The sequence below is a fragment of the Leptospiraceae bacterium genome, from assembly GCA_025059995.1.
Lineage (GTDB): Bacteria > Spirochaetota > Leptospiria > Leptospirales > Leptonemataceae > SKYB61.
The window spans coordinates 324,912-350,968 of sequence record JANXCF010000003.1 but is presented as its reverse complement, the minus strand read 5'-3'; the positions used below and the strand labels follow the sequence as shown (position 1 = coordinate 350,968).

Below are 26,057 nucleotides of genomic sequence, written 5' to 3'. Positions count from 1 at the left end.
CGTGATTTTAATTATCGATAATGAACTTATGCATAACACAATACAAACTACGACTTCTGCTTCAATGGATCTAACAATCCGATCAGCAGAAGCTGTAAATCAAATCCAACAAATGGCGATAGATAGAAATCAAGAACTCAACAACAGGCTAATACGTTTCAACACTGAGCAAAAAATCCAAGACCTACAACAAGAGGGGATTGGAAGAAACCTCAATGTATTAGCTTAATTCAGATTGCGGTTGCAATCTGACTCTTTTTTTCTTTTTTAAACACTCACTGGCATGATTTTTCTTGACTTAGGCTTTAAGAATAAAAGAACATCATATCAGCCAGGAGTCGTTTATGTCATTAAAAGAAATTTCCAAAGCAGAACTAAGTTCTAAAACGGGTTCCTTTGTTTTTTACAGTTTACCGAAATTAGCACAAGAACTAAAATTTGAACTTACAAAAATTCCATATTCAATACGAGTTCTAATTGAGTCAGCTTTAAGAAATTTTGATGATTATTTAGTCAAAGAAGACGACATATTACGAATAGCGAAATACAATCCCAAAAATATCCCTAAAGTTGAATTTCCTTTCATGCCAGGAAGAGTGATTTTACAAGATTTTACGGGAGTTCCCTGTGTTGTGGATTTAGCGGCTTTGCGTAGTGCTATGGTGAGGATGAAGGGAGATCCATCAAAAATAAACCCCTCAGTTCGTGTGGATTTGGTGATTGATCATAGTGTACAAGTGGATTACTTTGGAAGCGATGAGGCTTTTCAGAAAAACATGGAATTAGAATTCAAAAGAAATATCGAAAGGTATGAATTTTTGAAGTGGGGTCAAAGTGCTTTTCAAAACTTTGGGGTAATTCCTCCGGGCGTTGGCATTGTTCATCAAGTCAACTTAGAATACTTGGCAACCGTGGTTTTAACAAAAAATAACGAAGTTTATCCTGATAGTTTGGTTGGAACTGACTCTCATACTACGATGATTAATGGTTTGGGTGTTTTAGGATGGGGTGTTGGCGGGATTGAGGCAGAAGCTGTGATGTTAGGGCAACCCCTTTACATGTTAATCCCTGAGGTGATTGGTGTTAAGCTTTATGGCAAGCTCAAAGAAGGAACAACCGCTACAGATTTGGTATTAACGGTCACAGAGATTTTGAGAAAAAAAGGAGTTGTGGAAAAGTTTGTTGAATTTTTCGGACCTGGCTTAGAAGAATTAACCCTTCCGGATCGAGCCACGATTGCAAACATGGCACCTGAATATGGAGCTACCATTGGATTTTTCCCCGTTGATGAAGAGACACTAAATTATTTAAGAAAAACGGGAAGAAATGAAGAATTAGTTGATTTAGTGGAAAGATACTATAAAGAACAAGGAATGTTTCGAACAAAAGATTCTCCTGAGCCTGAATTTACTGATATCGTAGAATTGGATTTATCTTCGGTTGAACCCTCATTGGCAGGACCAAAACGTCCTCAAGACCGAGTCGCATTGAAAGAAATTAAACACAAGTGGAATTCTTTACTTACAACGTCTATCAAACAAGGAGGTTATGAGTTACCTCAAAGCCAACTACAATCCACTGGTATAATTCAAAACGGCTATAAGGCAGAACTTCGTCACGGAGATATCGTCATAGCTGCAATCACTTCTTGTACCAATACATCAAATCCTTCGGTCCTCGTGGGAGCTGGAATTTTAGCGAAAAAAGCCGTAGAAAAAGGACTTAAAGCAAAACCGTATGTCAAAACCAGTTTGGCACCGGGCTCGCGCGTTGTGACAGAATATCTTGAAAGTGCCGGATTAATGGGATATTTAAAGCAACTGGGCTTTCATGTGGTAGGTTATGGTTGCACAACTTGTATAGGAAATTCGGGACCACTTCCTGATGAAGTCGTAAAAGCCATCAACGAAGGAAATCTGATTGTTTCAGCTGTTTTGTCAGGAAATCGAAACTTTGAAGGAAGAATCTCTCCTCATGTTAAAGCAAATTTCCTTGCTAGTCCCATGTTGGTAGTTGCATATGCTATTGCTGGAACCGTCAATATTGATTTATACAATGAACCCTTAGGTACTGATCAAAAAGGCAATCCTGTTTACTTAAAAGATATATGGCCTAGCTTACAAGAAATCCAAGAAATAATAGATAATCACATCAAACCAGAAGTCTTTAAGAAAAAATACGAAAATGTCAGGATGATCAATGAAATGTGGAATCAAATCAAGGTTCCAACAGGACTTTTATACGAATGGAATGAAAATTCGACCTACATTCAAGAACCACCCTTTTTCCAAAACATGACAATGGAAATTCCACCTCTACAGGAAATACGAAATGCTCGTTGTTTAGTGAAAGTAGGAGATTCCATTACTACTGATCATATAAGTCCTGCGGGATCTATTTCGAAAAGTTCACCAGCAGGTCAGTATTTGATTTCGAAGGGAGTTCAACCTGAGGATTTTAATTCATATGGGGCTCGTAGAGGAAATGATCGTGTGATGACTCGTGGAACCTTTGCCAATATACGATTACGCAATCAATTAGTGGATCGAGAAGGTGGGTACACAATTTACTTCCCTACAAATGAAGTTATGACCATTTATGATGCCAGTGAGTTATACAAAAAGAATAATATTCCTTTGATAGTGTTGGCAGGAAAAGAATACGGAACAGGTTCTTCTCGAGACTGGGCTGCAAAAGGAACGTATTTATTAGGAATAAAGGCTGTGATAGCTCAGAGTTTTGAGCGAATCCATCGTTCCAATTTGGTAGGGATGGGTGTGCTACCACTTCAATTTTTAGATGGAGAATCCCATGAAACTTTAGGACTCACAGGAAAAGAAGTATATCATATCTTAGGGATTGATGATAACATAAAGCCAAACCAGATCTTAACAGTGAGAGCTGATGAGAAAGAATTTAAAGTTATCTGTCGGTTAGATAATCAAGTTGAAATAGACTATTACAAAAATGGAGGAATTTTGCAAACAGTCTTGAGGAAGTTCCTACAACAAAATTAGAATCAAAATAAGCTATTCACCGAATATGACATGAGATTATAAAAGTATTTACATAATAGTTAAGAAAAATTTTAAGTTTCTATAAATAATCTATAAGAAATAACTGATCAAAATCTAAGTAAAGAGGTAGGTAATGGCTAATATCAATCCAGCATTTAAACTAAGAAAAGAAGGAAAACTCAAAGAAGCAGAAAAAGTAGCAAGAGAATATTTAGAAAAAGACCCTAATAATGAGTGGAACAAAAAAGCCTTAGGTTGGGTTTTGTTCGAAAAATTAAAGCAAGCACTACGAAAACAAAAAAAACTCAACAAATGGAATAAAATCGCAGTTAAAGAATTCCTACGGCTCAATATACCTACACCTGATATTCTTTATTCGAATTTTTTAAAAGTTTTGATACGGTTTTACAAAAAAGGAGATAACTCAGCTTTGTTCCAAATCTATAATATCGTAAAAAATCATACGATTGAGGACCTGTTCCGAAATGAAGATTTTTTACGGCGAAAAAAAGGAAGAGTTCAAATCAATTCATTAGTGGAATCAGTTTCAAGCACGTTGGCTCATCATTCTTTAAACAAAAAAGAAATAGAAGCTTTAGAATTCACTTTGAATTGGCTTGAACAAGCCGAAGTAAAATTTCCTGATAATTTGAATCTCCCTTACTTTCGAGCAAGGATTTTAATAGAGCTCAAACAAAATGATAAGGCTATCCCAATCCTACAAAAATTAACTGCCATGAAAAATGATTGGCATTTATGGGGTTATTTGGGGATAGCCTATCAGAAGATAGATGTCCAAAAATCGATCCAATACCTATGCAAAGCAGTGATTACTCCAAAAGACCCGTATTTGACCATAAAGTTTCGTATTGAACTGGCAAAGTCTCTTTTTGATGCACAAAAGTACCAAGAAGGCAGTTCGGAATTGAAATATATCACAAAACTTTTAGAAATCAGAAAACTTCCAACAAAAGAAGAAGTGGAAGAACTAAAAAAACATGAGAAATTTGTAGCAAATGCACCAGAAGAACTACCTCAATCCTTTTACGAAGAACTCTCGAAGGATATTGAACCTGATTATAGTTTCTTGGATTTGGTGCATGGTATAGTGGTGGATGTAAATCCCACAAAACGAAAGACGGCTTTTGTAGAAAATGGAATTATCTACTTAGGAGATTGGGCACAACATCCAGAATTAGAAAAGCTTCAAAAAGGTCAGAAAGTTGATATCAGAGCCCTTCGTAGGAAAAACTATTTCGGAATAGTTAAAAAAATTGAAAAAGTTTATCAATTTAATCCAGAGGAATTTCCTTTGGTGGTTGGGGTTTGGACAAGGGATCAACAAAAACGAGAAAGAGGATTTTTCTATTCTTCTGCTCATAAACGTATCCCCATACCGGCATCCGAAGTCGAAGGCTTGGCTGAAAACATAAACGACATTGTCATTGGTTTGAGACTATTTACTTATCGATCTTTTGAAAGAAAACGTTGGAGAAACAAAGAACTGTATTTTATCCCAAAAGTGATGAAGGAAAAAGAATCAGAAGTCATCACTAAAATCAAAGCGAAAATCAAATATGTTGATCCTGAAAAAAAATACTATATTGCCGAAACAGAAACTCAAGATCAGGTTTTCATTCCAGGACCAACGATGAATTTCGATGCCATGGAAGGGTATGAGTTTGAGTTTCAAGTTTATGAAGGTTTTGATCGTAAGAAAAAGAATCGTTCTTATCGAGCATTGAGTGTGATTAGGAAGCTTTCTCCAATTACTTAGTAATGTGATTAGTTTCTATGGGATTTTAATTTTTTCTAACTGATTGATAAAATTTTGATAGCTTAATTCTTTCGCTTTTTGCCAATGGGGTTTCGGGTATTCTGTTAGACTGCATATGACTATTCCCTCTGGCGTGAAGCCACAAAACCAAGCGGCACCGTCCCAGGTCCCACTTTTGCCATAAAATTCTAAAGAAGCTTCTTTTCTAAAAAGGGTTCTTTTTGCAAAAGAGAAATCTTCTTTTTTGCTTAAATATAGTTCTTTGAACCATTCCATAATTTCTTGGGGTTTGAATTTTAGATCTCCACCATGTAAAAAACTAAAAGGACTCGGGAAGTTTCTACTGCTGACTTTTCTTTTGAGATAGTTGTTGAGATGCTGGTTAAAGTAAAGTATTAATTTTTCGTGGGTAATGCTTTTTACTAATTCAACAAAATAATCGTTATTGGATTCCGCCATGTATGTTTGGATTTGTTTGAATTGATTAGGTTGAATTTTTTGATAATGATACCCTGCACTCACAAGAAAGATTTTAAATAGGGAACCCGAAGAATACTTCTTTGAAAGGATTTGCTGATTACAATCATGTTCATCAGTCCAAGTACCTTTGGCTTGATCATAAATACTATAAAGAATACAAGTTTCATTGCCCATGACGCTCTGGGTAAGTAAGAGAGTGAATAGCAAAGCCAAAACGGCTAACTTCATCATGAAAGTTAAAAAAGAATTGTAAAAGCAAAAAGAAAACAAGAATTTGTTCCATTCGAATGCAAGAACAAGAAATTGATAAATATCGTAAAGAAATCGATAAAATTGACAAAGAAATTGTCCACTTAATCCTAAAAAGAGCCGAGATCGCTTCTTTAATAGGAAAACTCAAAAAACAAAGTCAACAATCCATCTATAAACCCACCCGTGAATTAAAAATTTATGAAAACATAAAGAATATTTACTATGATTATTACAAAGCTAAAGTAGACAAAGAACCTTTCCCTTTAGAGGCGTTGTTGGCAATCTATCGAGAGCTCATGTCGGGAACCATCAAAATGGAAGAGGAATTCTCAGTAGGATATTTAGGACCACCTGGTTCTTTTTCTCATTTAGCTGTGCAGAAGCGCTTTGGTTCTTCGATCTCTGTGGTTCCATACCAAACCATACGAGAAATTTTTCGTGAAGTGGAATTAGGAGAAAGGATACGATATGGGGTTGTTCCTGTAGAAAACACCATTGGTGGGTCGGTGAGTAATACCTTAGATGAGATCGTCAATTCCACAGTAACAATCTATGCAGAGATATACGTAAAAGTTTCTCAGAATCTTTTAGCACCTTACGATATTCCTTTGAACAAGATAAGAAAAATTTATACAATTGGGATTGCCAAAGAACAGTGTATGAATTGGCTTTCTCAGAATCTTGATTTAAAAAAGGTAGAAATTGTTGAAACCCAAAGCACTGCAGCAGCAACAGAACTGGCAGCAACAAGAAAAGATGGAGTAGCCATAGGGAGTGAATTAGCTGCAGAGATCTATCAATTAAAGATCATTGCAAGAAACATTCATGATTTTCCTAATAACATTACTCGCTTTTGGGTGCTGTCCAATAAAGAAGAAAATGAAATCACAAATCATGATAAAACTTCTATTATTGTAGGAGTTCATGACAAACCAGGAAGTCTATATTCGATATTAGAACCATTTTATAAATCAAATGTGAATTTGACTAAGATTGAGTCTCGAAGAACCAAACGTATCTATGGAGAATATAATTTCTTTATTGATTTCGATGGGCATAAAAACGAAAAAAAAATCCAGAAAATATTGAAAATCATTGAGAAAAAATCTTCTTTTTTGAAAGTTTTAGGTTCATATCCGAAAGCAAATTTGAACTATTAGTTATGAGTGTGTTAACTTCTTTTCGAAATGTTATCATCTACGGCATGGGAATGATGGGGACTTCTTTGGCATATGCATTGAAGAATCATCCTTCTTTTAAGGGGAGAATTATTGGAGTTGTTCGTAATGAAAAGAGTAAAACTTGGATTTTGGAAAATCAACTTGCGGATGAAGTCTGGCTTTCTGAGGAAGCAGAAATTTTTTCTCGGTTGAAAGAAGTGGATTTTCTTATTATTGGTTTACCCGTTTTGGATACTTTGGATTTGTTGGAAAAGTTAGAAGAAATTCGGTTTTCAGGTTTGATCACAGATATGGGTTCGACAAGAATTCAAATAGAAAATAAAGCAAGGCAACTGGAGTCTTCGTTTCCTTTGCGTTTTGTGGGAGCACATCCCATCTGTGGTTCGGAGCACTCTGGACCTGAAGGATATGTGAAAAATCTTTTCGAAAACAAATTATGTATTATTATCAATCGATTGTCTCAAAACCATCAAGAGGATAGAAATCCCAAAGATCAAGAAGCAGTTTCTTCTTTTTGGCAGGAATTACGAATGAAAGTATTTCTGATGGATGCAGAAACTCATGATTACGTTTTATCTTATTTGAGTCATGCACCCCATATTTTGTCGAGTGTTTTATCAACCATCATCGGAAGAAACAAAATCATTACAAGATGGAATCAAGAATCTCCTATCCCAATTTTGGGTGGTGGATTAAGGGATATGTTGAGGATTGCAGGTTCCAACCCCAAAATGTGGTTTGATATAATTTCAACCAACAAACAAAATATCCTTCAAACTTTAAAAGATTATCAAAAAGAACTCGAGTATTTGATTTCGATTTTTGAAAATGACGAATGGAAGGATTGGTGGTGGGAATGGCAAACAAAAGCAAAAATCTATCGAGACACTCTTTATGGGAATTCCCAATAAACTAGAAAAAGTCATCACTTTGGATGGACCTGCTGGTTCAGGAAAAAGCACCATTGCAAAGCGATTGGCTGAGAAAATTGGCTATCTTCATTTGGACTCGGGAGCAATTTATAGAGCTTTTACTTATGCAGTGATTGATAAAATCGGCGAGCAGGAATCGATAGAGATCTTCGAACGCAAATTTTTGGAACTACAGCCACATCCCCATGAGTTTCCCCTACAAGTGATGATCGAAAACCATCAACAAGTTATTTATTACAAGGAAAAAAAACTTCAAGAAGAATTGCGCACATATAATCTAACCCAACGGATAAAATTTATCGCAGATGATGTTCGTTATCGAAGTCAAGTAAATCAAATCCTTCGTTCTCTTGGTAGTTCTTATTTGGTTGTAGTCGATGGAAGGGACATGGGAACGGAAGTCTTTCCCGAAGCGAAATTTAAGTTTTACTTGGATGCAAGTGTAGAAATACGAGCACAACGAAGATATCAAGAATACCACCAATATGCAAAAGCAAAAGGGATGGTTCTCAATATGGATTTAGAAAAAATTAAAAATGAAATTGCACTACGAGACCATCAAGATCAAAGCCGAAAATTTGGCGCTTTAAGGATTCCTCATGATGCTATCCTTATTGACACGTCTAATCTTACAATAAATATGGTATTGAGTATTATTTTAAGTTGCTTGCAAAAGCAATTTTGAAAAAGTAGGTGAAGAAATCCAGCAATCATTGAATAAAATATCAAGGGTATATTATGACAACTACTCCTTTTGATGAGGTTAAGCAAGAAAAAGATGAATTTGAGAAGCTCTTAGAAGAGGCCTTCTTGGATGAGCAGTTTGATATTTCTCGTTTCAATAAAGGGGATATGATTGAGGCGAAGGTTTTGGATATTAGTGATACTGAAGTATTTTTGGACATTGGTCAAAAGCTAGAAGGTATTTGTCCATTGGAAGAGTTTGAAGAAAAACCTACAATTGGTCAGAAAATTAAAGTAGTAGTAATAAAAAGTGGAGGAATAGAAGGAAACTCTGTGGTTTCTCGATTAGAAGCAGCAAAACGAGAAGCATGGAATCGTATCAGAGAAGCCAACAAAAACAATTTGCCTTTGAGTGGAAAAATAATCGAAGAACACAAAAACAAGAAAGGATTTATTGTAGCCATCAATGGTATCAAACTATACTTGCCAAAATCCGAAATAGGCATCAAAATAAGAAACAAGATTCCTAAAGTCAACATAGGAGATCAAATCGATTTCAAAATCCTTAAAATTGATGAAGAAAGAAAAACAGGTATTATATCGAGAAAGAAAATCCAAGAGGATATCAACCAAGAAAAGTGGGAAAAGTTTTTAAGTAAATACAAAGAAGGGGATATTGTTGAAGGAACTATCACTAAAATCATCTCATATGGAATGTTCATTAGAGTAGAGGATTTGGATGGGTTTATCCATCAAAATGACATTAGCTGGAAGAGTGATTATCCATTCAGAAAGAACTACCGTAAAGGGGATCGAATCAAAGCAAAAATATTATCCATAAATCCAGAAGAAAATAAGATTTCTTTAGGAATTAAACAATTAACAGAAGATCCATGGGAGTGGGCGAAACGAGAACTCACAGTCGGAAGCATCGTTTCTGGGGTAATTACTGACATCAAAGTGTATGGAGCATTTTTAGAAATTCGAGAGGGTTTGGAAGGACTTATTCATAATTCTGAGATTTCATGGTCCAAGAAAAAGGTCAATCCAAGGAAGTATTTCAAAAAAGGAATGGAAGTAGAAGCAAAAATATTAGCCATCGATCCCGAAAAGAAACGAATTTCTTTGAGCTACAAAGAAGCAACGGAAAATCCATGGAATAAAATCACAGAAATACTCAAAGTAGGGGAAATTCGGGAAGGAAAGATAACAGGTATCGTGAAGTATGGAGCGTTCGTAAAAATCTTCGACGATATCGAAGGCTTAATTCGAGTAAAAGATTATAGTTGGGATAAAGAACCAGATAAGAATATGCTCAAAAAAGGAGATGTTGTCAAGTTTAAGATTCTTTCGATTGATCCAGAGAATAGAAAAATATCTTGTGGAATCAAACAATTAGAACCAAGTCCTTTCGAGAAGTTAGCACAAAAGTATCCTAAAGGTGAAGTCTTAAAAGGGAAAATTACAAGTATTTCTGACTTTGGAATTTTTGTGGATATTGGTGACGGATATGAAGGTTTAGTCCATAAGTCCAAAATCCCTCTCAAAAAGAACGAAAAAATCGAAGACAAATACAAAATCGGAGATGAGATCCAAGCAGTATTACTCAAAATTGACCCAGTAAAAGAAAAAATATCTCTTTCTATCAAAGATTATGAACGAAAAAAAGCAAAAGAAATTGTTAAGCAATACAACAATAAAGAAGATCAAGAGACTTACACTTTAGGTGCCATTCTTAAAGATGAATTGAATTAAAATGGGTAAAAGCTTCATAAGGAAAAAAACCTCGGAAAAATCCCAAACAATACAAAAAGAAATCTATGATCCATTTGCTGATTTTCAAGGTTCAAAATTAGAACTTTACCTTGCAAAGCTTTTCTACTATTTTCGAAAGAACCTAAAGTTGTCTTTAGGTATCCTTTCTTTTGTTCTTGTGGTTTTCGTTGGGATTGTATTTTATCACGTTTATACTGAAAATTTAGAAAAACGTTCTTTGCTGGCTTTCGAAGAACTCTTGAAAAGTCCCATTTTTCAAGCAGGAGCAAGTGACATTGGAACAGCTATCAACAAATTAGAAAATTATCAAAAAGAATTTCAAAACAAATCAGCTCAAAAACGAGCCATCATTAAAAAAATAGAGCTCTACCAAGAACAACGGGATTACGAAAACGTAGCCATTCAATACGAAGAGTTGGCAAAACTATTGGAATATCCTGAATTGAAACAATATGCCTATTTAAATGCTGCAATCCATTTTGAGAATCAAAAGAAATATAGTAGAGCTCTATCCAACATAGAAGAAATTTTAAAATATGAAATTCCAAATGAATACCTAAAAGCTTATGTATTATTCACTCAAGTTCGATTACTTTATCATTTGGGAAAAAAAGAAGATGCCCGTAGGATATCTAAAAAAGTTTATCAGCTCGATATTCAAAATCATCCTGAAATTTCCAAAATCCAATCCGAATTGACCCTTTTCTTTTTGATTAATTCAGAACCTTAAATGAAACCTCTACGTATTGCTATTCCCTCTGGTAGAATGCTAGAAGATACGATAGAATTTTTCAAAAAAAATCTTAACTTTGATGTGGAACTTCCTCAAAATCGGGAGTTAATTTTTTTTGATGTAACTCACACAATACAGTTTATGATGGTGAGAAATCAAGATGTGCCGTTAATGGTTCTTCATGGGGGTGCGGACGCTGGTGTTTGCGGAAGGGATTTGTTGTTTGAAAATCAGTATGATGTTTTTTATTATCTTGATTTGCCTTTTGGATTTTGTCGCTTGTCCTTAGCAATCCCTGAGGGTTTATCTACTTCTGATTTTTGGAGAAAAATTTACATCCGAATAGCAACGAAGTATCCAAACTTGACGAAAGATTTTTTTTTCCAAAAGGGTATGAGTGTGGAGATCATCAAGCTCCATGGTTCTATTGAAGTAGCTCCTATTTTAAAAATTTCTGATGGCATTGTAGATTTGGTCAGCACAGGGAAAACCTTAAAAGAAAATCAACTCAAAGAAATCGAAACCCTCATGGAATCCCAAGCTATTTTTATCATAAACAAAGGTAGTTTTTATAATCAGTTTGAGGCTTTTCAGAACTTATTTGCCTCTTTTCGAAAACTTCATGTTTAGTCATTCATATTCTTTTTTTATCCAAAGAAGAAATTTTTTTTCTGTAGTGTTGTTGTTTTTGTCGATTGCCTTAATGGTTAGTAGGTTTTCTCCTTCCTCATAAGGAAAGGTCTTTAGCTTTACATAGTTTTTGTAAAATACTTCCTCAAAAGAGAGGTTGCCATTTAGTAAATATCCCTTAGGATGATTTTCAATAAAATCAAATTGATAGAATGAACTTTCTTGAGATTTTTGATTTTGAAAGGTCCATTCAATTCGGTATGGAATTCGTTTTGTTTTGGGAACATTATTGGCATCATAAACTTTTAAATAAATAGGACGAGGTAGTGTAAGCTTGATGTTTGCTTTTTTTTCGGGCAAGATGATTGAAATTTCTTCTTTTTCATCTTTGATGATGATGAAGGCGATGTGTTCAATTACAGGAGTTGTGGTATCTTCTTCTGGAGGTAGCCTGAGTAGGGGGTTGATGATTTTTTTCCCGTATTCTTCTGTGATAAAAAAGTGCAAGTGGGCAGAAGAGGATTTTCCTGTGTTGCCTGAAATTCCCAGAACATCAAACCTTCGAAAAGTAAAATTATCAGTAGGAAAGTAGATTTCTTTCAAATGATAATAACCACTCCAAATACCATGTTCATGTTCTAACCAGATTTGTTCTCCCGTGCCAGATAAAAATCTTTTCGAAGAGGGAAACATCCTCGAGTGTTCGAAATAAAGTATTTTTCCATCGGTTATTGGTAGAACGGGTAAATCTTCTCCGGATATATCCATGCCATTATGAAAATGATCCATTCGAGATTCACCAAATGTAGAAGTAATAACATGTTTTTGTTTTTGGGGTTGTATCGGCCATTGAAATTGAAAACTTGGGCTACCTATCAAAGGACCCAAAAAAACAAGAAAAATAAGAAAAAAAAGCAACAACCTATTTCTCATAAACCCCAAGAAACCTTCCGAACCTTCTTGTAAAGTTTTTTATTTTGAAATAGAATTTGACTTTTATGAGCTTTCCTGTTTTTTTTATGAAAAGTGAGTCGTGATAGAATTGAATTAAAGCAATTTGAACAAACCCAAGAGTTTGAGGAATTAATAGAACGCTGTAAATCACAAGACTGGGGAGCTCTGCAACGCTTTTTTGAAATTTATAGCATTGAAATTTATAATTTTCCCATTAGAGCTTTTCATTTTTCTGAGGAAGATGCGGGAGATTTTTTTCTTTTTGCTTTTGAACGATTGAGGGATGGGAAGCGTTTTAAAACCTATCGAGGAAATGCTTCTTTTCGGACTTGGTTTTATAGTGTTCTTCGAAATTTAGTGATGGATTGGTTTAGGTATCATAAAAAATTTAAAAATCTTGAGTATATTCCATTTGAACAATTTAGTAAAGAATTTTCCTTTAATATGCAAGAAGATGAAGGTTATGCAATAGACATTTTTTACAAAGAACTCGATAATTTAGAACCCCAATCACGAATAGTCTTTAAGTTAGTGTATCTTTTTTATCTTAATCTTGAACCCAAAGACATAGAAATCCTGAAGGAAGTTTACGGAAAAGAAAATTTTGAAATATTAAGTTTTATTTCTAAAACAAAAGATTATTTGGTCAAAAAAAACCAAAGACTAACTGAAAAGATAGAACGGCTTCAAAGAATGCATAAGAAATATTTGGATTTAAAACGAAAAGAAAGTGAATTGATGAAACATGAAGAAGATAGCTATGAATTAAAAGAAATCAAAGAAAAACTCAAAGAATGGAGTTTAAATCGCATAAAAGTATTAGAAAGGTTTCAAAAGAGAGAACTCTTGATCAGAGTACCATTCCACAAGATTGCTCAATTTCTGAAAATTAGTGTGCCAACGGTAAGTCAACATTTCAAAAAAGCCAACGAAAAAATTCGGCAGTCTCAGGAATTAAAAAAATTTTTACTGATTTAAAAATAGATACGTCAAATTAGCAGAAGGAGCAGTGTATGGGAAAAAAGGAATTTTACTACATCATAAAGTTAGTAGATGAAATTCTCAACAGCAATAACGAAGAAAAATTAAAAGAAATCAAAAAGCAAATCAATCAGCTGAGTGCCAAAGAATTATGGGAACTTATGGATATTTATCAAGCCATTCATAGGATGATTAACTCTGATGAGCGGTTGCCACTACCGGATTTCTATGCTTATCAAGTAAAAGAATTCTATCAAAAACAACTCCAAAGACAAGAAGAAAAAGCGAAAAATCGAATTTCTCTAAAACTATTAGAAAACTCTATAGAAATTCTTTCCTCGAGTTTAAGCTTACCTGTGGAGTTGATTCCCATACCAAATTATCGTGCTAATGGATTGGGGAAAAGTTATAAAGTCGTATTAAGAGATAATCAAAATGAATCTCTGGTAGAATATTCGTTTATTCCTCAACAATCAGAAGTTTTGTTAAGTATTTATTTTTATCATGTCTATGGAGCTCTCACCATCAAGCTGTATCGTGATGAAGAAATCATTAGCCAAAAGCAAATCAGCATCACTAAAGAAAAAGAGAGAATCAACTTAGATAATTTATCAAAAGGAAATTATAGCCTTGAAATTCTTAGTACTTACCATCAGGTTTTACACTTTGATATTCAGTGATCACAAAGCTTTGATGGTGGTTCCAATAGTGTGATAAATACCTTTGATTCCTTCGATTTTTTTTAGTTCTTTGATAAGTTCATCATTCACTGAAATTGAAAAAGTGCTGTGAGCTTTGATCACAGTTTGGGTGCTACCATTTTCTATAATATGAAAGTAAATCTGGGCTTTTCCTTTGTGATTTTTGATATGTTTATTGAATAATTCCCATAGTTGAACAAAGCTATCTTCTTGAAAGACTTCTCTTTGTATTTTTATGTGTAGGGATTGTTCTGCTTTTTCTTCCAAGAGTTCTTCGGTGAGAGCTTTTATTTCATCTACTAAAATCGTTATGTTTTGGGTTTCTTCGTCAACGTCTGCCCTTCCTTTCACCCATACGATTTGATCCTCCTGTAGGAGGTTTCTATTGCTTTCAATCAAGTTCGAAAAAACTAAACATTGAACTTGACCAGTCCAATCTAAAAGCTGAAACCGAGCATATTCTTTTTTGTTCCTACTGCTTTTGATTTCTAAATCCTGAATCACACCGCACAATTCAAACTCCGAAGTTTTATTTTCTGTGTATAGCTTTTCAATGGGAGTAATTTTTAGATGTCGTATCAAGTATTGATATTTATCCAAAGGATGTCCTGAAAAATAAATCCCTAAGACTTCTTTTTCTTTTTTGAAGAATTCATCTTGTTGAAATTCTTCTTTAGAAATCTTATATTCCAGTGCTTCAGTATTATTATGATAAAAACCATGTTTCATGAGTAAATTTGTGGTCCCAAGAGAAAGAAACAAAACCCCTTGACTTTCTTGGTAGGGTTCTTTGTTTTTTTTCACTTTCTCTATTAAATATTCCAAGGACTCAATCAAGCCTTTTCGGGTGTAACCTAAATTGTCGAAACAACCGGCATAAATCAATGACTCCAGAGCTCTTTTGTTGATTGTTTTGAGATTGATTTCTTGTAAAAACTCTGTGAAACTTCGAAATTGTTTGATTCGATTTCGAACTTCCAAAATGTTGGAAACCACATTATCTCCAACATTTTTGATGGCGCTTAATCCATAGCGTATGGTGTTTTCGTTTTCGATTTCAAAAAGTTCAAAGGACTTATTAATATCTGGTTTTTCTATTTTGATATTCAATTCTTTGGATTCGTAAAAATAAGGAGTTAATTTTTCTGTTTTGTGAATTTCGCTGTTGAGAACTTCAGTGAGAAATTCAATGGTGTAATTGGCTTTTAGATAGGCAGTTTGGTAAACAATCATGGCATATGCAGCAGAATGAGATTTATTAAACCCATACTTTGCAAACTCAGACATCTGGTTATATAATTCTTCTGCGAATTTTGAGTCATATCCTCTTTGAACCGCTCCTTCAATAAAGAGAACTTTCATTTCTTGCATTTTGGATTCGATCTTTTTCCCCATGGCTTTTCTGAGGGTATCGGATTGACCTTTGCTGAAGCCCCCAATCTTTTGAGCAATTTGCATCACTTGTTCTTGGTACAAAATCACACCGTAGGTTTCTTTTAGGATTCCTTCTAAGTCGGGATGAGGGTATTCTACTTTTTCTAAGCCTTTTTTACGGTTGATGTACATATCTGCCATGCCCGTTTGAAGTGGTCCCGGACGATACATGGCAATCAAAGCAATCAGGTCTTCAAATACCTCTGGCTGCATTCGAACCACAAAATCCCTCATACCCGGAGAAGACTCTAATTGAAAGATGCCTTTGACTTTTCCCGATTGTAAAAGTTGATAGGTTTTTTTATCATCCAATGGGATGTTGTTAATATCAATCTGAATCCCCCTTCTTTTTTGGATTCTTTTTAGAGTGTTGTGAATGACGGTTAAATTCCTAAGGCCCAGAAAATCCATTTTGACTAAACCAATTTCAGAAAGAACGTTCATGTCAAACTGTGTCACCAAAATCCTTTGGGAAGATTTGTCTTTGGGGTTGGCAACTGTGGCAAGAGGAACGATATTCTCCAGAGGTTCGGGAGCTATCACTACTCCGGCGGCATGCACACCCGTTTGACGTGAGTTTCCTTCTAACTTTTTTGCGATCTCAAAAACCTTTTTGTGGAGTTCACTTTTATTTACATATCTTTGAAATTCCAGTGATTCCTCGTAGGCTTCTTCGATGGTAATTTTTGGGGTATTGGGGATAGCTTGAGAATAGAGATTAGCTTCCGCAAAGGGCATTTTCAAAACTCTGGCAACATCTTTGATGCAGGCTTTCGCTGCCATGTTTCCGTATGTGATGATCTGAGCTACGTTTTCTTCTCCGTATTTTTGCTTTACGTAGTTGATGACTTCTTCTCTTCGTTCCATACAAAAATCAACGTCGATATCAGGCATTTCTTTTCTTTCTAAGTTCAAAAATCTTTCAAATAGCAAATTATAACGAATGGGATCAATTTCTGTGATTCCTAAGCAATAGGCAATCAGTGAACCAGCGGCGGAACCACGTCCCGGTCCAACGGGGATGTTTTGACTTTTTGCCCAGTTGATGAAATCCTGAACAATCAGAAAATAACTAGCAAAATCCATTTCTGTGATGACTTTGTATTCGAACTCAAAGCGTTCTTGAATTTCTTTTGTGATCACTTTATATCTTCGTTTGAGCCCTTCTTCAGCAAGTTTTCGTAAATAGCTATTTGTGGTATAGCCTTTTGGAACATCAAACTTAGGAAGTAAAGGGTTTCCAAATTCGAACGACAAATCAACCATCTCTTTGATTTTTTGGGTGTTGTAGAAGGCTTCGGGGATTTCAGGAAATACCTGGAACATTTCTTCTGGTGTTTTTACGTAGAATTCTTGATTAAATCCAAATTCCAAAGGTTCATCAATGGTTTTCTTTTGATTGATTCTCAATAATATGTCTTGGATTTCGTGATCTTTTTGCGTCAGAAAGTGGGCATCATTTGTGAGCACTAAAGGGATATCCCATTTTTTGGAAATTTCTATGTTTCCTTTGGCAACAATCTCTTCTTCTTTGAGTCCGTGATTTTGGATTTCGAGATAGAATCGATCTTTTCCGAAAATGTCTTTGAGTCTTTTGGCAAGAGCTTCGGCTTCGTGGAATCTTCCAGAAAGAATTTTGCTTTGGACCTCACCTCCCAGACAAGCCGTAAGACAAATCAATCCTTCACTATATTCTTCTAAGAGTTCATAATCAATTCGGGGTTTTCGATAAAACCCTTCGGTAAAAGAACGGGATGTGAGTTTGATGAGGTTTTTGTAGCCCTTTAGGTTTTGTGCTAATAAAACTAAATGAAAGTTATTTCCATCAGCCAAGTTTTCTACGAACTTTTTTTCGGTTCTTTTCCCCGGAGCTACGTAAAATTCATTGCCGATGATGGGTTTGATGTTGTGTTTTACGGCTTCTTGATAGAATTGAATCACACCATACATGTTTCCGTGATCGGTTATTGCAACCGAATCCATCTCATGTTGGTTTAGATACTCCATTAAGTCTTTGATACGAATAGCACCATCCAAGAGACTAAAAGTCGTGTGAAGATGCAGATGGGTAAAATTGAGTTTCTTTTTCTTCATAGGAATCAAACTAAAAAAATCTTGTCATTAAAAGAGAATATATCAAATTTTTTAATTATTATATATCAAAGAATCGACAAATCGAGAATTTTGTGTATGTTTTTTCTGAGTTTTTCACTGTGAGAAAAATTAATTTTTGATTTGAAAGTATAAAGAAATTATAAATAAAGCAAAAAATGGAAAACATCATTATGAATTATTTAAGCGATGTTTAAGAATATATACAAAAAATCAAGAGTGCTCAGACTCAAAAAAACGAAGCTGAAATTCGAGATGCCCTACGGCAACTTCTTGAGAAACTTGTTGGTAAGGAGTTATTCAAAAAAATAAGTATCAAACAAAAACTCACTCATGAAGGTGTTTGTACCGGAATGGCGGATATAGCCTCGATGGTTAGGTGATTGAAGTCAAAAGTAGTTTCTCGGACAACAAAAAAGAAGCTCTTGAGCAAATCAAAAAATACCTCACCTCGGATGAATACGAAAATGCTTCTTTTGGAACCATCACCTATGGGCTTCAGCTTGAAACGAACACGAAAATGACTTAATGAAACTTTATCATGATACCGACGAACTCATAAACAAACTCGAAAAAAACAAAAGGTCATTTTGATCAAAAAAAAGAAAACGAAATCAACGTGATAGAATAATCATTGTCTTTAAAAATGAAGTAAAAAAGGCTTGTAAAGAAAGCATACTCTATCTATGCTTTTCCCTAAATGAATAATTATCATTTAATTTCTAATACAGGTAAAATAGGCTCTATCTATGAGAGAGTAGATAAGCTATTTGAAAATCTAAACTTTTTGAAGCTCAAACAAACCATAAAGGTCTTTTTGGATTTAGAGGATGAAGTCTTGGAAAAGTTTTCAGAAAAATATAGCGGTATTTTGATTTATCTTTTGAATATGACAGATCAGAAAACCTCAAAAGAACTCATCCATAAGTTAACAAAAAATTCTGTTCTTTATTTAGTAGAAGAAGAAGTTCGTTTACTTTTGTTGGGAACCTTTAAAAACTCAGGAGTTTTAGAGGATATAGAAAAAATAACCCAACTGTTTGAGGAATTGGATTTTTCTAAAAATCAAAACTTCTTGATAAAAAGAAACTACAGAGAAATCCAAGATTCATTGAGATTTCTCTATCATCAACAAGCTCAAAAAACCACCACTTTGAGATTTCGATATCTATTGAATTTAGAAGAAGGTGAGTTATGGAAACTCATGAATGTTATCACTGAAAAAAAACCCATTATCATTCCGATACTGATGATATTTGCACTGGATGAAATTAGATTCCAAGTGCTTAAGTTTATTTTTACAGAAAAGAAAGAGTTCATCCATGTTTTGGTTTCAGAAATGATAAATTTGAAGTTTTTTTCTTTAATTCGAAATTACATTAACATTGAAGAACTATCAAAAGAATTTTCAGTAGAGTTCAGCTCGAAACTAAAAAGTTTAGAAACAGCTTTTATGATTGAAAAAACATTAGGTAAACATATCGAAGAAATTCAAAGCGACTCGAATCTTTCAGTTAGACAGAAACGAGATAAAATTCTAAACGAAGTATATTTAACCATCAAGAATGAAGAAGCTGATACTCAAGAAATCATCATAGCTGATTTACTAAACAAAAATATCTTAAGCATCAACGAAGTAGAACTACTAGAACTAATCTTAAAAGAAAAATAACAAGCATATAAGCTTGTTATTCTAAGATATAAAACTCTGCTTTTTTAATGGATTTTATAGGGATCTTTTCTTCGCCTGTTTTTGTGATGTTTATGATATAGCCTTTTTCGAACTTTCTGTTTTTGTTGAGATTTACGATGCTTCCATCTTCCAATTGAACTGATATGTCAATCCCTCTGAAATCAATGAATCGAATTAGCTGCTTTTCGAATTTTCTTTGAGATAACTTCAAGGAAATCCTCCTACCTTTGGAAGTGATTGGTAGTATAATCTACGGAACAAAATGGATTTTTATGATGATTTTTTTGGTAAAGAGAATGTTTTGAATTCATTTATAAAAAACTTAAAAATGGCTTGACAAAAATAAAGCCTTTGAACTTCTAACATCTTTTAGGAGAAGCTATGATTGGAATTTATTTAAAAGAAGGAGAAAGTATCGACTCAGCTCTGAGAAGATTCAAAAAAGAATGCGTGAATGCTGGGATTCAAAGTGAAATCAAAAAAAGGGAGTTTTATGAAAAACCTTCCGAAATCCGTAAAAGAAAAAGAGAAACTGCCGAACGAAAGAGACGAAAAAAACTAATGATGCTACTAAAAAAGAAATCAAATTCGAAATAAAATTCTCATCATTTTCCCGCATCAAATTTTCTTTCTATGTATGATTTAAAAGAAAAGCTTTTGACTGCGATTCCTATTGAAAGTTATGTAGGTCGATTCGTTTCTTTGAAAAAGCAAGGTAGATACTTAGTAGGATTATGTCCTTTCCATAGAGAAAAAACTCCTTCTTTCACAATTACACCAGAAAAAGGGATTTTTTATTGTTTTGGATGTGGTAAGGGTGGGAACTTAATCACCTTTGTGATGGAAAAAGAGCAGGTTTCTTTCAAAGAAGCTCTGCAAATTTTGTGTGAATATGCGGGGATTCCTTTTACAGAAAAGGAAATAACCCAAGAAAATCAATCTATCAAACTCATGGAAAAAGTTTCTTTTGAGTATCATAAGTTTTTGCTTTCTGAAGAAGGAAAACCCTATCGAGATTACCTCCATCAACGTGGAATTTTGGATAGCACGATCACAAAGTTTCAATTAGGAGCGGCACCCAATACAAGTCAGTTTTTACTTCATCTCTTCCCTGAAGAAACACAGGGACTTCTATCTTTGGGTTTGATCAAAAAAAATGAATGGAATCAATTTTATGATTTTTTTCGGAATAGAGTGATCTTTCCCATTTCCAACACAACGAATCAAGTAGTCGGTTTTGGGGGTAGGGTGATTGATGATTCAAAACCAAAATACCTTAATTCCCCAGAATCAGCCATCTTTCACAAAGGTTCTACTTTGTTTGGGTTGAGTTTCGCCATTGAGTCCATAAAGCGAAGAAACGAGGTTCTCATCACGGAAGGGTATTTGGATGTTTTAGGACTCCATCAGGTCGATCTGGAAAATGTCGTAGCTCCTTTGGGGACTGCTTTTACAGAAAATCATAAAAGGCTTCTTCATCGATATACAAAAAATGTTGTGATTATGATGGATGGAGATGTCAGTGGAAGAAATGCTGTTTTAAAGACTCTTTTTTTATTCCAAGATGACATCGAAAAAACTCATGTAATTTTACTACCCGAAGGAATGGATCCTTTTGATTTATCTGTCAAAATCCTAAACCAAGAACTCTACTGGATTCCGTCTTTTTGGAAGGAATTTCAGATATCAGGATTTCAGTTTTTATTGTTTTCGGTTTTAGTGTCTTCGGAGGGTGTTAATAGACTTTTTCCTGTTTTTGAGAATGATATAGAGATTTGGCAGAGGGAACTCCAAAAAATCTTTTCAAATCAACAATTACAAAGATATTACAAGAACTTGACTCTTTCAGAAAAACAAAGTGTGCTTTCTCGATTTGAAGAAATTTACTCTCACATCCATCACGATATCCTCCAACAATTCTTGAAGGAAGAATTGCAGTTTATCACGGGTTTAAACTTCTTAAAACACACTAACCAAGATAAAACGAAATTTTTTTCTCAAACACAGCAAAAAAAAGTTCACCCAGAGATTGACCAAAAAAAAAATATACTCTTTTTTATAGAAAGAGATATAATTGGAACACTTCTTAAATTTCCAAAAATGGTCAAAACTTTTTCGAATCAAATCCAAGCCATTGAATTTGAAGATGAGGCTTCTTTTTTTCTGTGGAATATTTTACATGAAAGAACTGTTATTTCAGGAGAAGAAATTGACCCGAAAGTCATCTTTTCTTACCTCCCACAGGACGTTCAACGGATTTTTGCTCCCTATTTACTCGAACAAAAAAGCAAAATTCAGAGCTCCCACCTTTATCCAAAAGACATTCTATCCGATGAAGATATGGAAAACATCTTAAGGGAGTTGATTACGAAACACCGGTTGGAAAAAATCAACCAACAAATCCAAGAAAAACAAGAGCGTTTAAGATTAGTAGAACCTGATTTGAAAGCTCAACTTTATTATGAAATTAATGAATTAATACGAGAGAAAAAAATTTTACTCAATACGCTTAAAGCAACCTAAAAACCATCAAAAACGAGGTCGGAACCATGAACTTAATGGAACTTCAAGAAATGAAACAAATTATCAAAATTGGTAAAACCAACGGGGAAATCACTTTTGATGAAATTAATGAATTACTTCCAGAAAAAATTGTCAATTCCGAAAAAATAGAAGAGGTTTTTGGTATTCTTCATGATTTAGGGATACGTATAGTTGAAGAATACAGCTACAATAATAACGAAGAACAAGATATTGACGAAGAATTTCGGAAAATCACAGAAGAAACAGAAAAAAAGAAAAAGAAAAAAAATGATGATTCCTCAGATGATCCCATTAAGCAGTATTTAAAAGAGATTGGTCAGATATCTTTGATTTCTGGGGATAAAGAAGTATTCTTAGCAAAGAGGATCGAAAATGGAGAAAAAATCATAGAAGAAACAGTTCTACGTTCAACCATTTTAAGACTACAATTCTCAAAATTAATGCCAAAGGTTCGGGCAGGAAAAATTAAGATCACCGATGTTATCTATACAGAAAAACCATATACTTTAACTGAAAAACAAATCAAGGATTTAGAAAAAAAGTTCTTCGAAACAATGGAGATAGTCAAGAAAGAAGATAAAAAACTACAAGAGGCAAGAGCAAAATTACGAAAAACAGTAGAAGGATCTAAAAAATGGCAGGAACTTCAAAGTATCATAACGAGCACTCAAAACAAAATCTATGAAAAAATGAAAGAATTAGGGGTATCTCAAAAAGAAATCCATCGTATTTCGAATAAAATTAAAGGAATGGTGAATCGTATCAAAGAGATACAAAAACATTTTCTCAATCTTAAAGCTCGCTACAACAAAGACGTAAAACAAATCAAGGCTTATAATCGCTTCATCGAGAAAAACGAAAATTTGGATTTAGTAGAGAAAGAAATGGGGTGTTCTATTGAAGAGGTCAGAGAAATCATCAAGGACATCCGAAACAACGAACGAAAACTCAGAAGGATGGAGCAGGATGCCGGTTGCTCTATCCAAGATATTTTAGATTGGGGAGAGTCTATTGTGAGAGGAGAACGAGAAATTTCTCAAGCCAAGAAAGAGTTGATTAAATCGAATTTGCGACTTGTTGTATCGATCGCAAAAAAATACACAAATCGAGGTTTACCTTTTTATGATTTGATCCAAGAAGGAAATGTAGGTTTAATCCGAGCTGTAGATAAGTTTGAATACAAAAAAGGCTTTAAGTTTTCTACTTATGCAACGTGGTGGATACGTCAAGCTATCACAAGAGCTCTTTCCGAACAGGCAAGAGCTATACGTATTCCTATCCACATGATAGAACAAATCAACAAAGTGAATAAAGAGATTCGAATTTTCTTTCAAGAATATGGGCGAGAACCTACAGTTGAAGAAATTGCAGAACGTTTAGGTTGGCCTGTTTCTAAAGTAAAGGCTGTAAACACCATTGCTAAAGATCCTATTTCCTTAGAAACACCCATTGGAGATGAGGAAGACTCCAAACTTGTGAACTTTATCCAAGATGAAAAAACCGAGTCACCCCTACGCCATGCAGCTAATAAAATGCTTCAAGAACAAATTCGAAATGTTTTAAATACCTTACCTGCAAGAGAACAAAAGGTCCTAAAAATGAGATTTGGCTTAGAAGATGGTTACATCCATACATTAGAAGAAGTTGGTTACGTATTTCAAGTTACGAGAGAAAGGATACGACAGATTGAAGCCAAAGCTCTCAGAAGATTGAGACATCCATCTCGTAGTAAGAAACTAAAAGATTTCTTAGATGAAAATTAAAACCCATTCCAAATCTTATCGATAATCCCATATTCTAACGCCTCTTGGGCATTCATGTAATAATCTCGATCCGTATCTTTTTCGACTTGTTCTATGTTTCTTCCTGTTCTTTCAGCGATGATACGGTTGAGTTCGTCTCTGGTCTTTTTGATTTCTTGGGCATGGATTTTTAAATCAACAGCAGGAGCGATGATTTGTCCTGAAATCAAGGGTTGGTGAATCATGATTTTACTATGAGGCCAAGCATACCTTTTGCCTATGGTTCCTCCACATAGAAGCAATGCTCCCATGCTCGCTGCAAGTCCCATACAAACTGTGGCTACATCAGATTTGATCATCTGCATTGTGTCATAAATACACATCCCAGAGGTGATAATTCCCCCTGGACTATTGATAAAAAGATAAATGTCTTTTCCAGGATCAATCGAATCTAAGTATAAAAGCCTTTCCACAACATACTGTGCGGAACGATCATCGATAGGACCCCATAGGAAAATCTGCCGCTTACTGATGAAGTTTTTTTCAATTTCAGCTTTGATAGGAACAAAGTGTTCAAATATGGATGTAGTATCATGATTGATATACATATAACGATTTTTTTTTCTTAATTACGAAAGAAAAGAAATAAATTCTACTTTTGAGCTTTTTGAAGTAGCGTTAGCAAAATAAAAACATACCCAGCAATGCCAATTAGTAAAAAGGCAAAGAAAAACAAATTTTCTTGAGATGTGAAAAAGTATGAATTGAACTTCCCAGAAGTTTCTGAAAAAGAGTTTGTGTTTATGTTTTCGAACTTAATGATATAGAAATAGAATTCTTTTTGATTTTGGTTCTCATTCAAGATGAGCTTTTCTTGTAAAATCTGATTTTCTCTTTTGAGTTCCTCGATTTGTTTTTCTAATTGATAGATGGAATTTCTTTTCTTTTCGAAAGCAAAATACCCTATGGAACTAAAGATAAAAAGATAAACCAAAAAAAGAAAAAAGGTCAAAAAGCTCAAAGGCAATACAAGCCTTTTAGACATGTTTAAAATTTAAGTGAGGTTGATGTGATGAAAAACCTTCTTTCCAAGATAGACAGCAGCTGTATCTAGATCTTCTTCAATTCTGAGGAGTTCATTGTATTTGGCAACCCTGTCAGTTCTTGATAAAGAACCTGTTTTGATTTGTCCTACACTTGTTCCTACGGCAATATGAGCTATGGTTGTATCTTCGGTTTCTCCTGACCGATGGCTGATGATACAGGTGAATTGATGCTTTTGGGCTAGTCGAATGGTTTGTAAGGTTTCTGTGAGACTTCCAATTTGGTTGACTTTGATGAGAATAGAATTACATGCTTGTTCTTCTATAGCTCTTTGTAATCTTTTGGGATTTGTGACTAAAAGGTCATCCCCAACAAGCTGAACTTTTTTCCCTAAGGTTTTGTTTAAAATCTTCCAGCCATCCCAATCAAATTCTGACAAACCATCTTCGATCGAAATAATTGGATAACGGTTAACCAGATTCTCATACATTCGAATCATTTCGTCTGTGCCCACATCTTTGCCTTCTATATGATATGTTTTTTTGTTTTTATCATAAAAGCTTGAGGAAGCAACATCTAATGCAAGTAGGATTTCTTCTCCTGGTTTGTAGCCGGCTTTTTCAATAGCATTAAGGATGATTTGCAGGGCTTCTTCATTGGAATTCAAATTCGGAGCGAACCCTCCTTCATCGCCAACAGCCGTGGAATAGCCTTTATCTTTTAACACTTGCTTGAGGTGATGAAAAATTTCAGCTCCAGCTCTCAAAGCTTCTCGAAATGAAGAAAACCCAACGGGCATAATCATGAACTCTTGAAAATCCAAGTTATTATCAGCATGTGCTCCTCCATTGAGAATGTTCATCATGGGAACAGGCATGGTATCCGCCAAAGGACCACCAATGTATCTGTATAGAGGAAGACTCAAACTATTCGCAGCAGCATGGGCAACAGCTAAACTTACTCCAAGTATAGCGTTAGCACCCAAGTTGGACTTATTTTCTGTCCCATCTAATTCGATCATGAGTTGATCAATCTCTTTTTGTCGGTATGGACTATAAAAATCAATAATTTTAGGGGCAATCACTTCTTCGATGTTTTGAATTGCTTTTTGAACACCCTTTCCTAAATATCTTTTGGAGTCCTTGTCTCTAAGTTCCAAGGCTTCTCCTTCTCCTGTGGAGGCACCGGAGGGAACGGCGGCTCTTCCCAAAATACCATCGTCCAATAGAACTTCAACTTCTACTGTAGGGTTTCCACGAGAGTCTAAAATCTCTCTTGCGAAAATTTCGCTAATAACTGGTTCATTTCGATATTCCATAAAAGACCAATCTCTTTTCGCATAAGTAAGTCAAGCAAATATCATTGCATTTATTCGTTCTGTAATTAAGTT

Annotated in this window: 23 protein-coding genes; 16 read left to right on the top strand and 7 right to left on the bottom strand. The window is 34.6% G+C overall.

The window, feature by feature from the left end; translation table 11 throughout:
* Positions 1-28: 28 nt before the first annotated feature.
* From NZ853_06200 to NZ853_06190, 3 genes are all read left to right on the top strand, one after another.
* On the top strand, positions 29-229 hold the full coding sequence (locus NZ853_06200; GenBank protein MCS7205271.1) for a hypothetical protein: 201 nt from the start codon (positions 29-31) through the stop codon (positions 227-229).
* 115 nt (positions 230-344) lie between these two features.
* The gene (acnA, locus tag NZ853_06195) at positions 345-3,017 is read left to right on the top strand and encodes an aconitate hydratase AcnA (protein ID MCS7205270.1); all 2,673 of its coding nucleotides are present in this window, start codon (positions 345-347) and stop codon (positions 3,015-3,017) included.
* Positions 3,018-3,150: 133 nt separating this feature from the next.
* On the top strand, positions 3,151-4,794 hold the full coding sequence (locus tag NZ853_06190) for a tetratricopeptide repeat protein (GenBank protein MCS7205269.1): 1,644 nt from the start codon (positions 3,151-3,153) through the stop codon (positions 4,792-4,794).
* A gap of 15 nt (positions 4,795-4,809) precedes the next feature.
* Here the strand turns inward: NZ853_06190 and NZ853_06185 are convergent, their stop codons facing one another.
* Positions 4,810-5,505 carry a hypothetical protein gene (locus tag NZ853_06185; GenBank protein ID MCS7205268.1) on the bottom strand — a complete coding sequence of 232 codons (696 nt, stop codon included), beginning with the start codon at positions 5,503-5,505 and terminating at the stop codon, positions 4,810-4,812.
* A 56-nt stretch (positions 5,506-5,561) separates the two neighbouring features.
* Here NZ853_06185 and pheA point away from each other — a divergent pair, with 56 nt between their 5' ends.
* The 6 genes from pheA to hisG are packed head-to-tail and all read left to right on the top strand — an operon-like array spanning position 5,562 to position 11,462.
* Positions 5,562-6,686 (top strand): prephenate dehydratase, encoded by a 1,125-nt coding sequence (pheA, locus tag NZ853_06180; GenBank protein ID MCS7205267.1) that lies wholly within the window; start codon positions 5,562-5,564, stop codon positions 6,684-6,686.
* 2 nt (positions 6,687-6,688) lie between these two features.
* Entirely contained in the window at positions 6,689-7,618 is a 930-nt protein-coding gene (locus NZ853_06175) for a prephenate dehydrogenase/arogenate dehydrogenase family protein (protein ID MCS7205266.1), read from the top strand.
* On the top strand, positions 7,602-8,324 hold the full coding sequence (gene cmk, locus NZ853_06170; GenBank protein MCS7205265.1) for a (d)CMP kinase: 723 nt from the start codon (positions 7,602-7,604) through the stop codon (positions 8,322-8,324). Before NZ853_06175 ends, cmk begins: the two co-directional genes overlap by 17 nt.
* Positions 8,325-8,377: 53 nt before the next feature.
* Positions 8,378-10,078 carry a S1 RNA-binding domain-containing protein gene (locus NZ853_06165; GenBank protein ID MCS7205264.1) on the top strand — a complete coding sequence of 567 codons (1,701 nt, stop codon included), beginning with the start codon at positions 8,378-8,380 and terminating at the stop codon, positions 10,076-10,078.
* 1 nt (position 10,079) lies between these two features.
* Positions 10,080-10,829, top strand: coding sequence for a tetratricopeptide repeat protein (locus NZ853_06160; GenBank protein MCS7205263.1), 750 nt, complete (start codon positions 10,080-10,082; stop codon positions 10,827-10,829).
* Entirely contained in the window at positions 10,830-11,462 is a 633-nt protein-coding gene (gene hisG / locus NZ853_06155) for an ATP phosphoribosyltransferase (GenBank protein ID MCS7205262.1), read from the top strand.
* On the opposite strand, the gene NZ853_06150 is transcribed toward hisG, so the two are convergent.
* Entirely contained in the window at positions 11,463-12,395 is a 933-nt protein-coding gene (locus NZ853_06150) for a M23 family metallopeptidase (GenBank protein MCS7205261.1), read from the bottom strand.
* Between the two features lie 93 nt (positions 12,396-12,488).
* On the opposite strand from NZ853_06150, the gene NZ853_06145 reads away from it, so the two are divergent.
* Both NZ853_06145 and NZ853_06140 read left to right on the top strand, forming a co-directional pair.
* On the top strand, positions 12,489-13,394 hold the full coding sequence (locus tag NZ853_06145) for a sigma-70 family RNA polymerase sigma factor (GenBank protein ID MCS7205260.1): 906 nt from the start codon (positions 12,489-12,491) through the stop codon (positions 13,392-13,394).
* Between the two features lie 35 nt (positions 13,395-13,429).
* Positions 13,430-14,077 (top strand): hypothetical protein, encoded by a 648-nt coding sequence (locus NZ853_06140; GenBank protein ID MCS7205259.1) that lies wholly within the window; start codon positions 13,430-13,432, stop codon positions 14,075-14,077.
* Here NZ853_06140 and dnaE read toward each other — a convergent pair whose 3' ends face one another.
* On the bottom strand, positions 14,078-17,626 hold the full coding sequence (gene dnaE, locus NZ853_06135) for a DNA polymerase III subunit alpha (protein ID MCS7205258.1): 3,549 nt from the start codon (positions 17,624-17,626) through the stop codon (positions 14,078-14,080). It lies immediately after the preceding gene.
* A 397-nt stretch (positions 17,627-18,023) separates the two neighbouring features.
* Here dnaE and NZ853_06130 point away from each other — a divergent pair, with 397 nt between their 5' ends.
* Together NZ853_06130 and NZ853_06125 are read left to right on the top strand one after the other, a co-directional pair.
* Positions 18,024-18,173, top strand: coding sequence for a hypothetical protein (locus NZ853_06130; GenBank protein MCS7205257.1), 150 nt, complete (start codon positions 18,024-18,026; stop codon positions 18,171-18,173).
* Between the two features lie 171 nt (positions 18,174-18,344).
* On the top strand, positions 18,345-19,316 hold the full coding sequence (locus NZ853_06125; protein ID MCS7205256.1) for a hypothetical protein: 972 nt from the start codon (positions 18,345-18,347) through the stop codon (positions 19,314-19,316).
* Between the two features lie 16 nt (positions 19,317-19,332).
* Here the strand turns inward: NZ853_06125 and NZ853_06120 are convergent, their stop codons facing one another.
* Positions 19,333-19,548: a hypothetical protein gene (locus NZ853_06120; GenBank protein ID MCS7205255.1), complete on the bottom strand. Its 216-nt coding sequence runs from the start codon at positions 19,546-19,548 to the stop codon at positions 19,333-19,335.
* A gap of 170 nt (positions 19,549-19,718) precedes the next feature.
* Between NZ853_06120 and rpsU the strand changes: the two genes are divergently transcribed.
* From rpsU to rpoD, 3 genes are read left to right on the top strand one after another with little or no spacing between them, the layout of a single operon-like run.
* Entirely contained in the window at positions 19,719-19,934 is a 216-nt protein-coding gene (gene rpsU, locus NZ853_06115; GenBank protein MCS7205254.1) for a 30S ribosomal protein S21, read from the top strand.
* A gap of 36 nt (positions 19,935-19,970) precedes the next feature.
* On the top strand, positions 19,971-21,860 hold the full coding sequence (dnaG, locus tag NZ853_06110; protein MCS7205253.1) for a DNA primase: 1,890 nt from the start codon (positions 19,971-19,973) through the stop codon (positions 21,858-21,860).
* A 26-nt stretch (positions 21,861-21,886) separates the two neighbouring features.
* Positions 21,887-23,644 carry an RNA polymerase sigma factor RpoD gene (rpoD, locus tag NZ853_06105; protein MCS7205252.1) on the top strand — a complete coding sequence of 586 codons (1,758 nt, stop codon included), beginning with the start codon at positions 21,887-21,889 and terminating at the stop codon, positions 23,642-23,644.
* Here the strand turns inward: rpoD and NZ853_06100 are convergent.
* The 3 genes from NZ853_06100 to eno are packed head-to-tail and all read right to left on the bottom strand — an operon-like array spanning position 23,641 to position 25,985.
* A complete protein-coding gene (locus tag NZ853_06100) occupies positions 23,641-24,231 on the bottom strand; it encodes an ATP-dependent Clp protease proteolytic subunit (GenBank protein MCS7205251.1) in 591 nt (196 codons plus the stop codon). The two genes, rpoD and NZ853_06100, sit on opposite strands and share 4 nt — an antisense overlap.
* Positions 24,232-24,275: 44 nt before the next feature.
* Positions 24,276-24,668 carry a bZIP transcription factor gene (locus NZ853_06095; protein ID MCS7205250.1) on the bottom strand — a complete coding sequence of 131 codons (393 nt, stop codon included), beginning with the start codon at positions 24,666-24,668 and terminating at the stop codon, positions 24,276-24,278.
* A gap of 9 nt (positions 24,669-24,677) precedes the next feature.
* Positions 24,678-25,985: a phosphopyruvate hydratase gene (eno, locus tag NZ853_06090; protein MCS7205249.1), complete on the bottom strand. Its 1,308-nt coding sequence runs from the start codon at positions 25,983-25,985 to the stop codon at positions 24,678-24,680.
* Between the last annotated feature and the right edge of the window lie 72 nt (positions 25,986-26,057).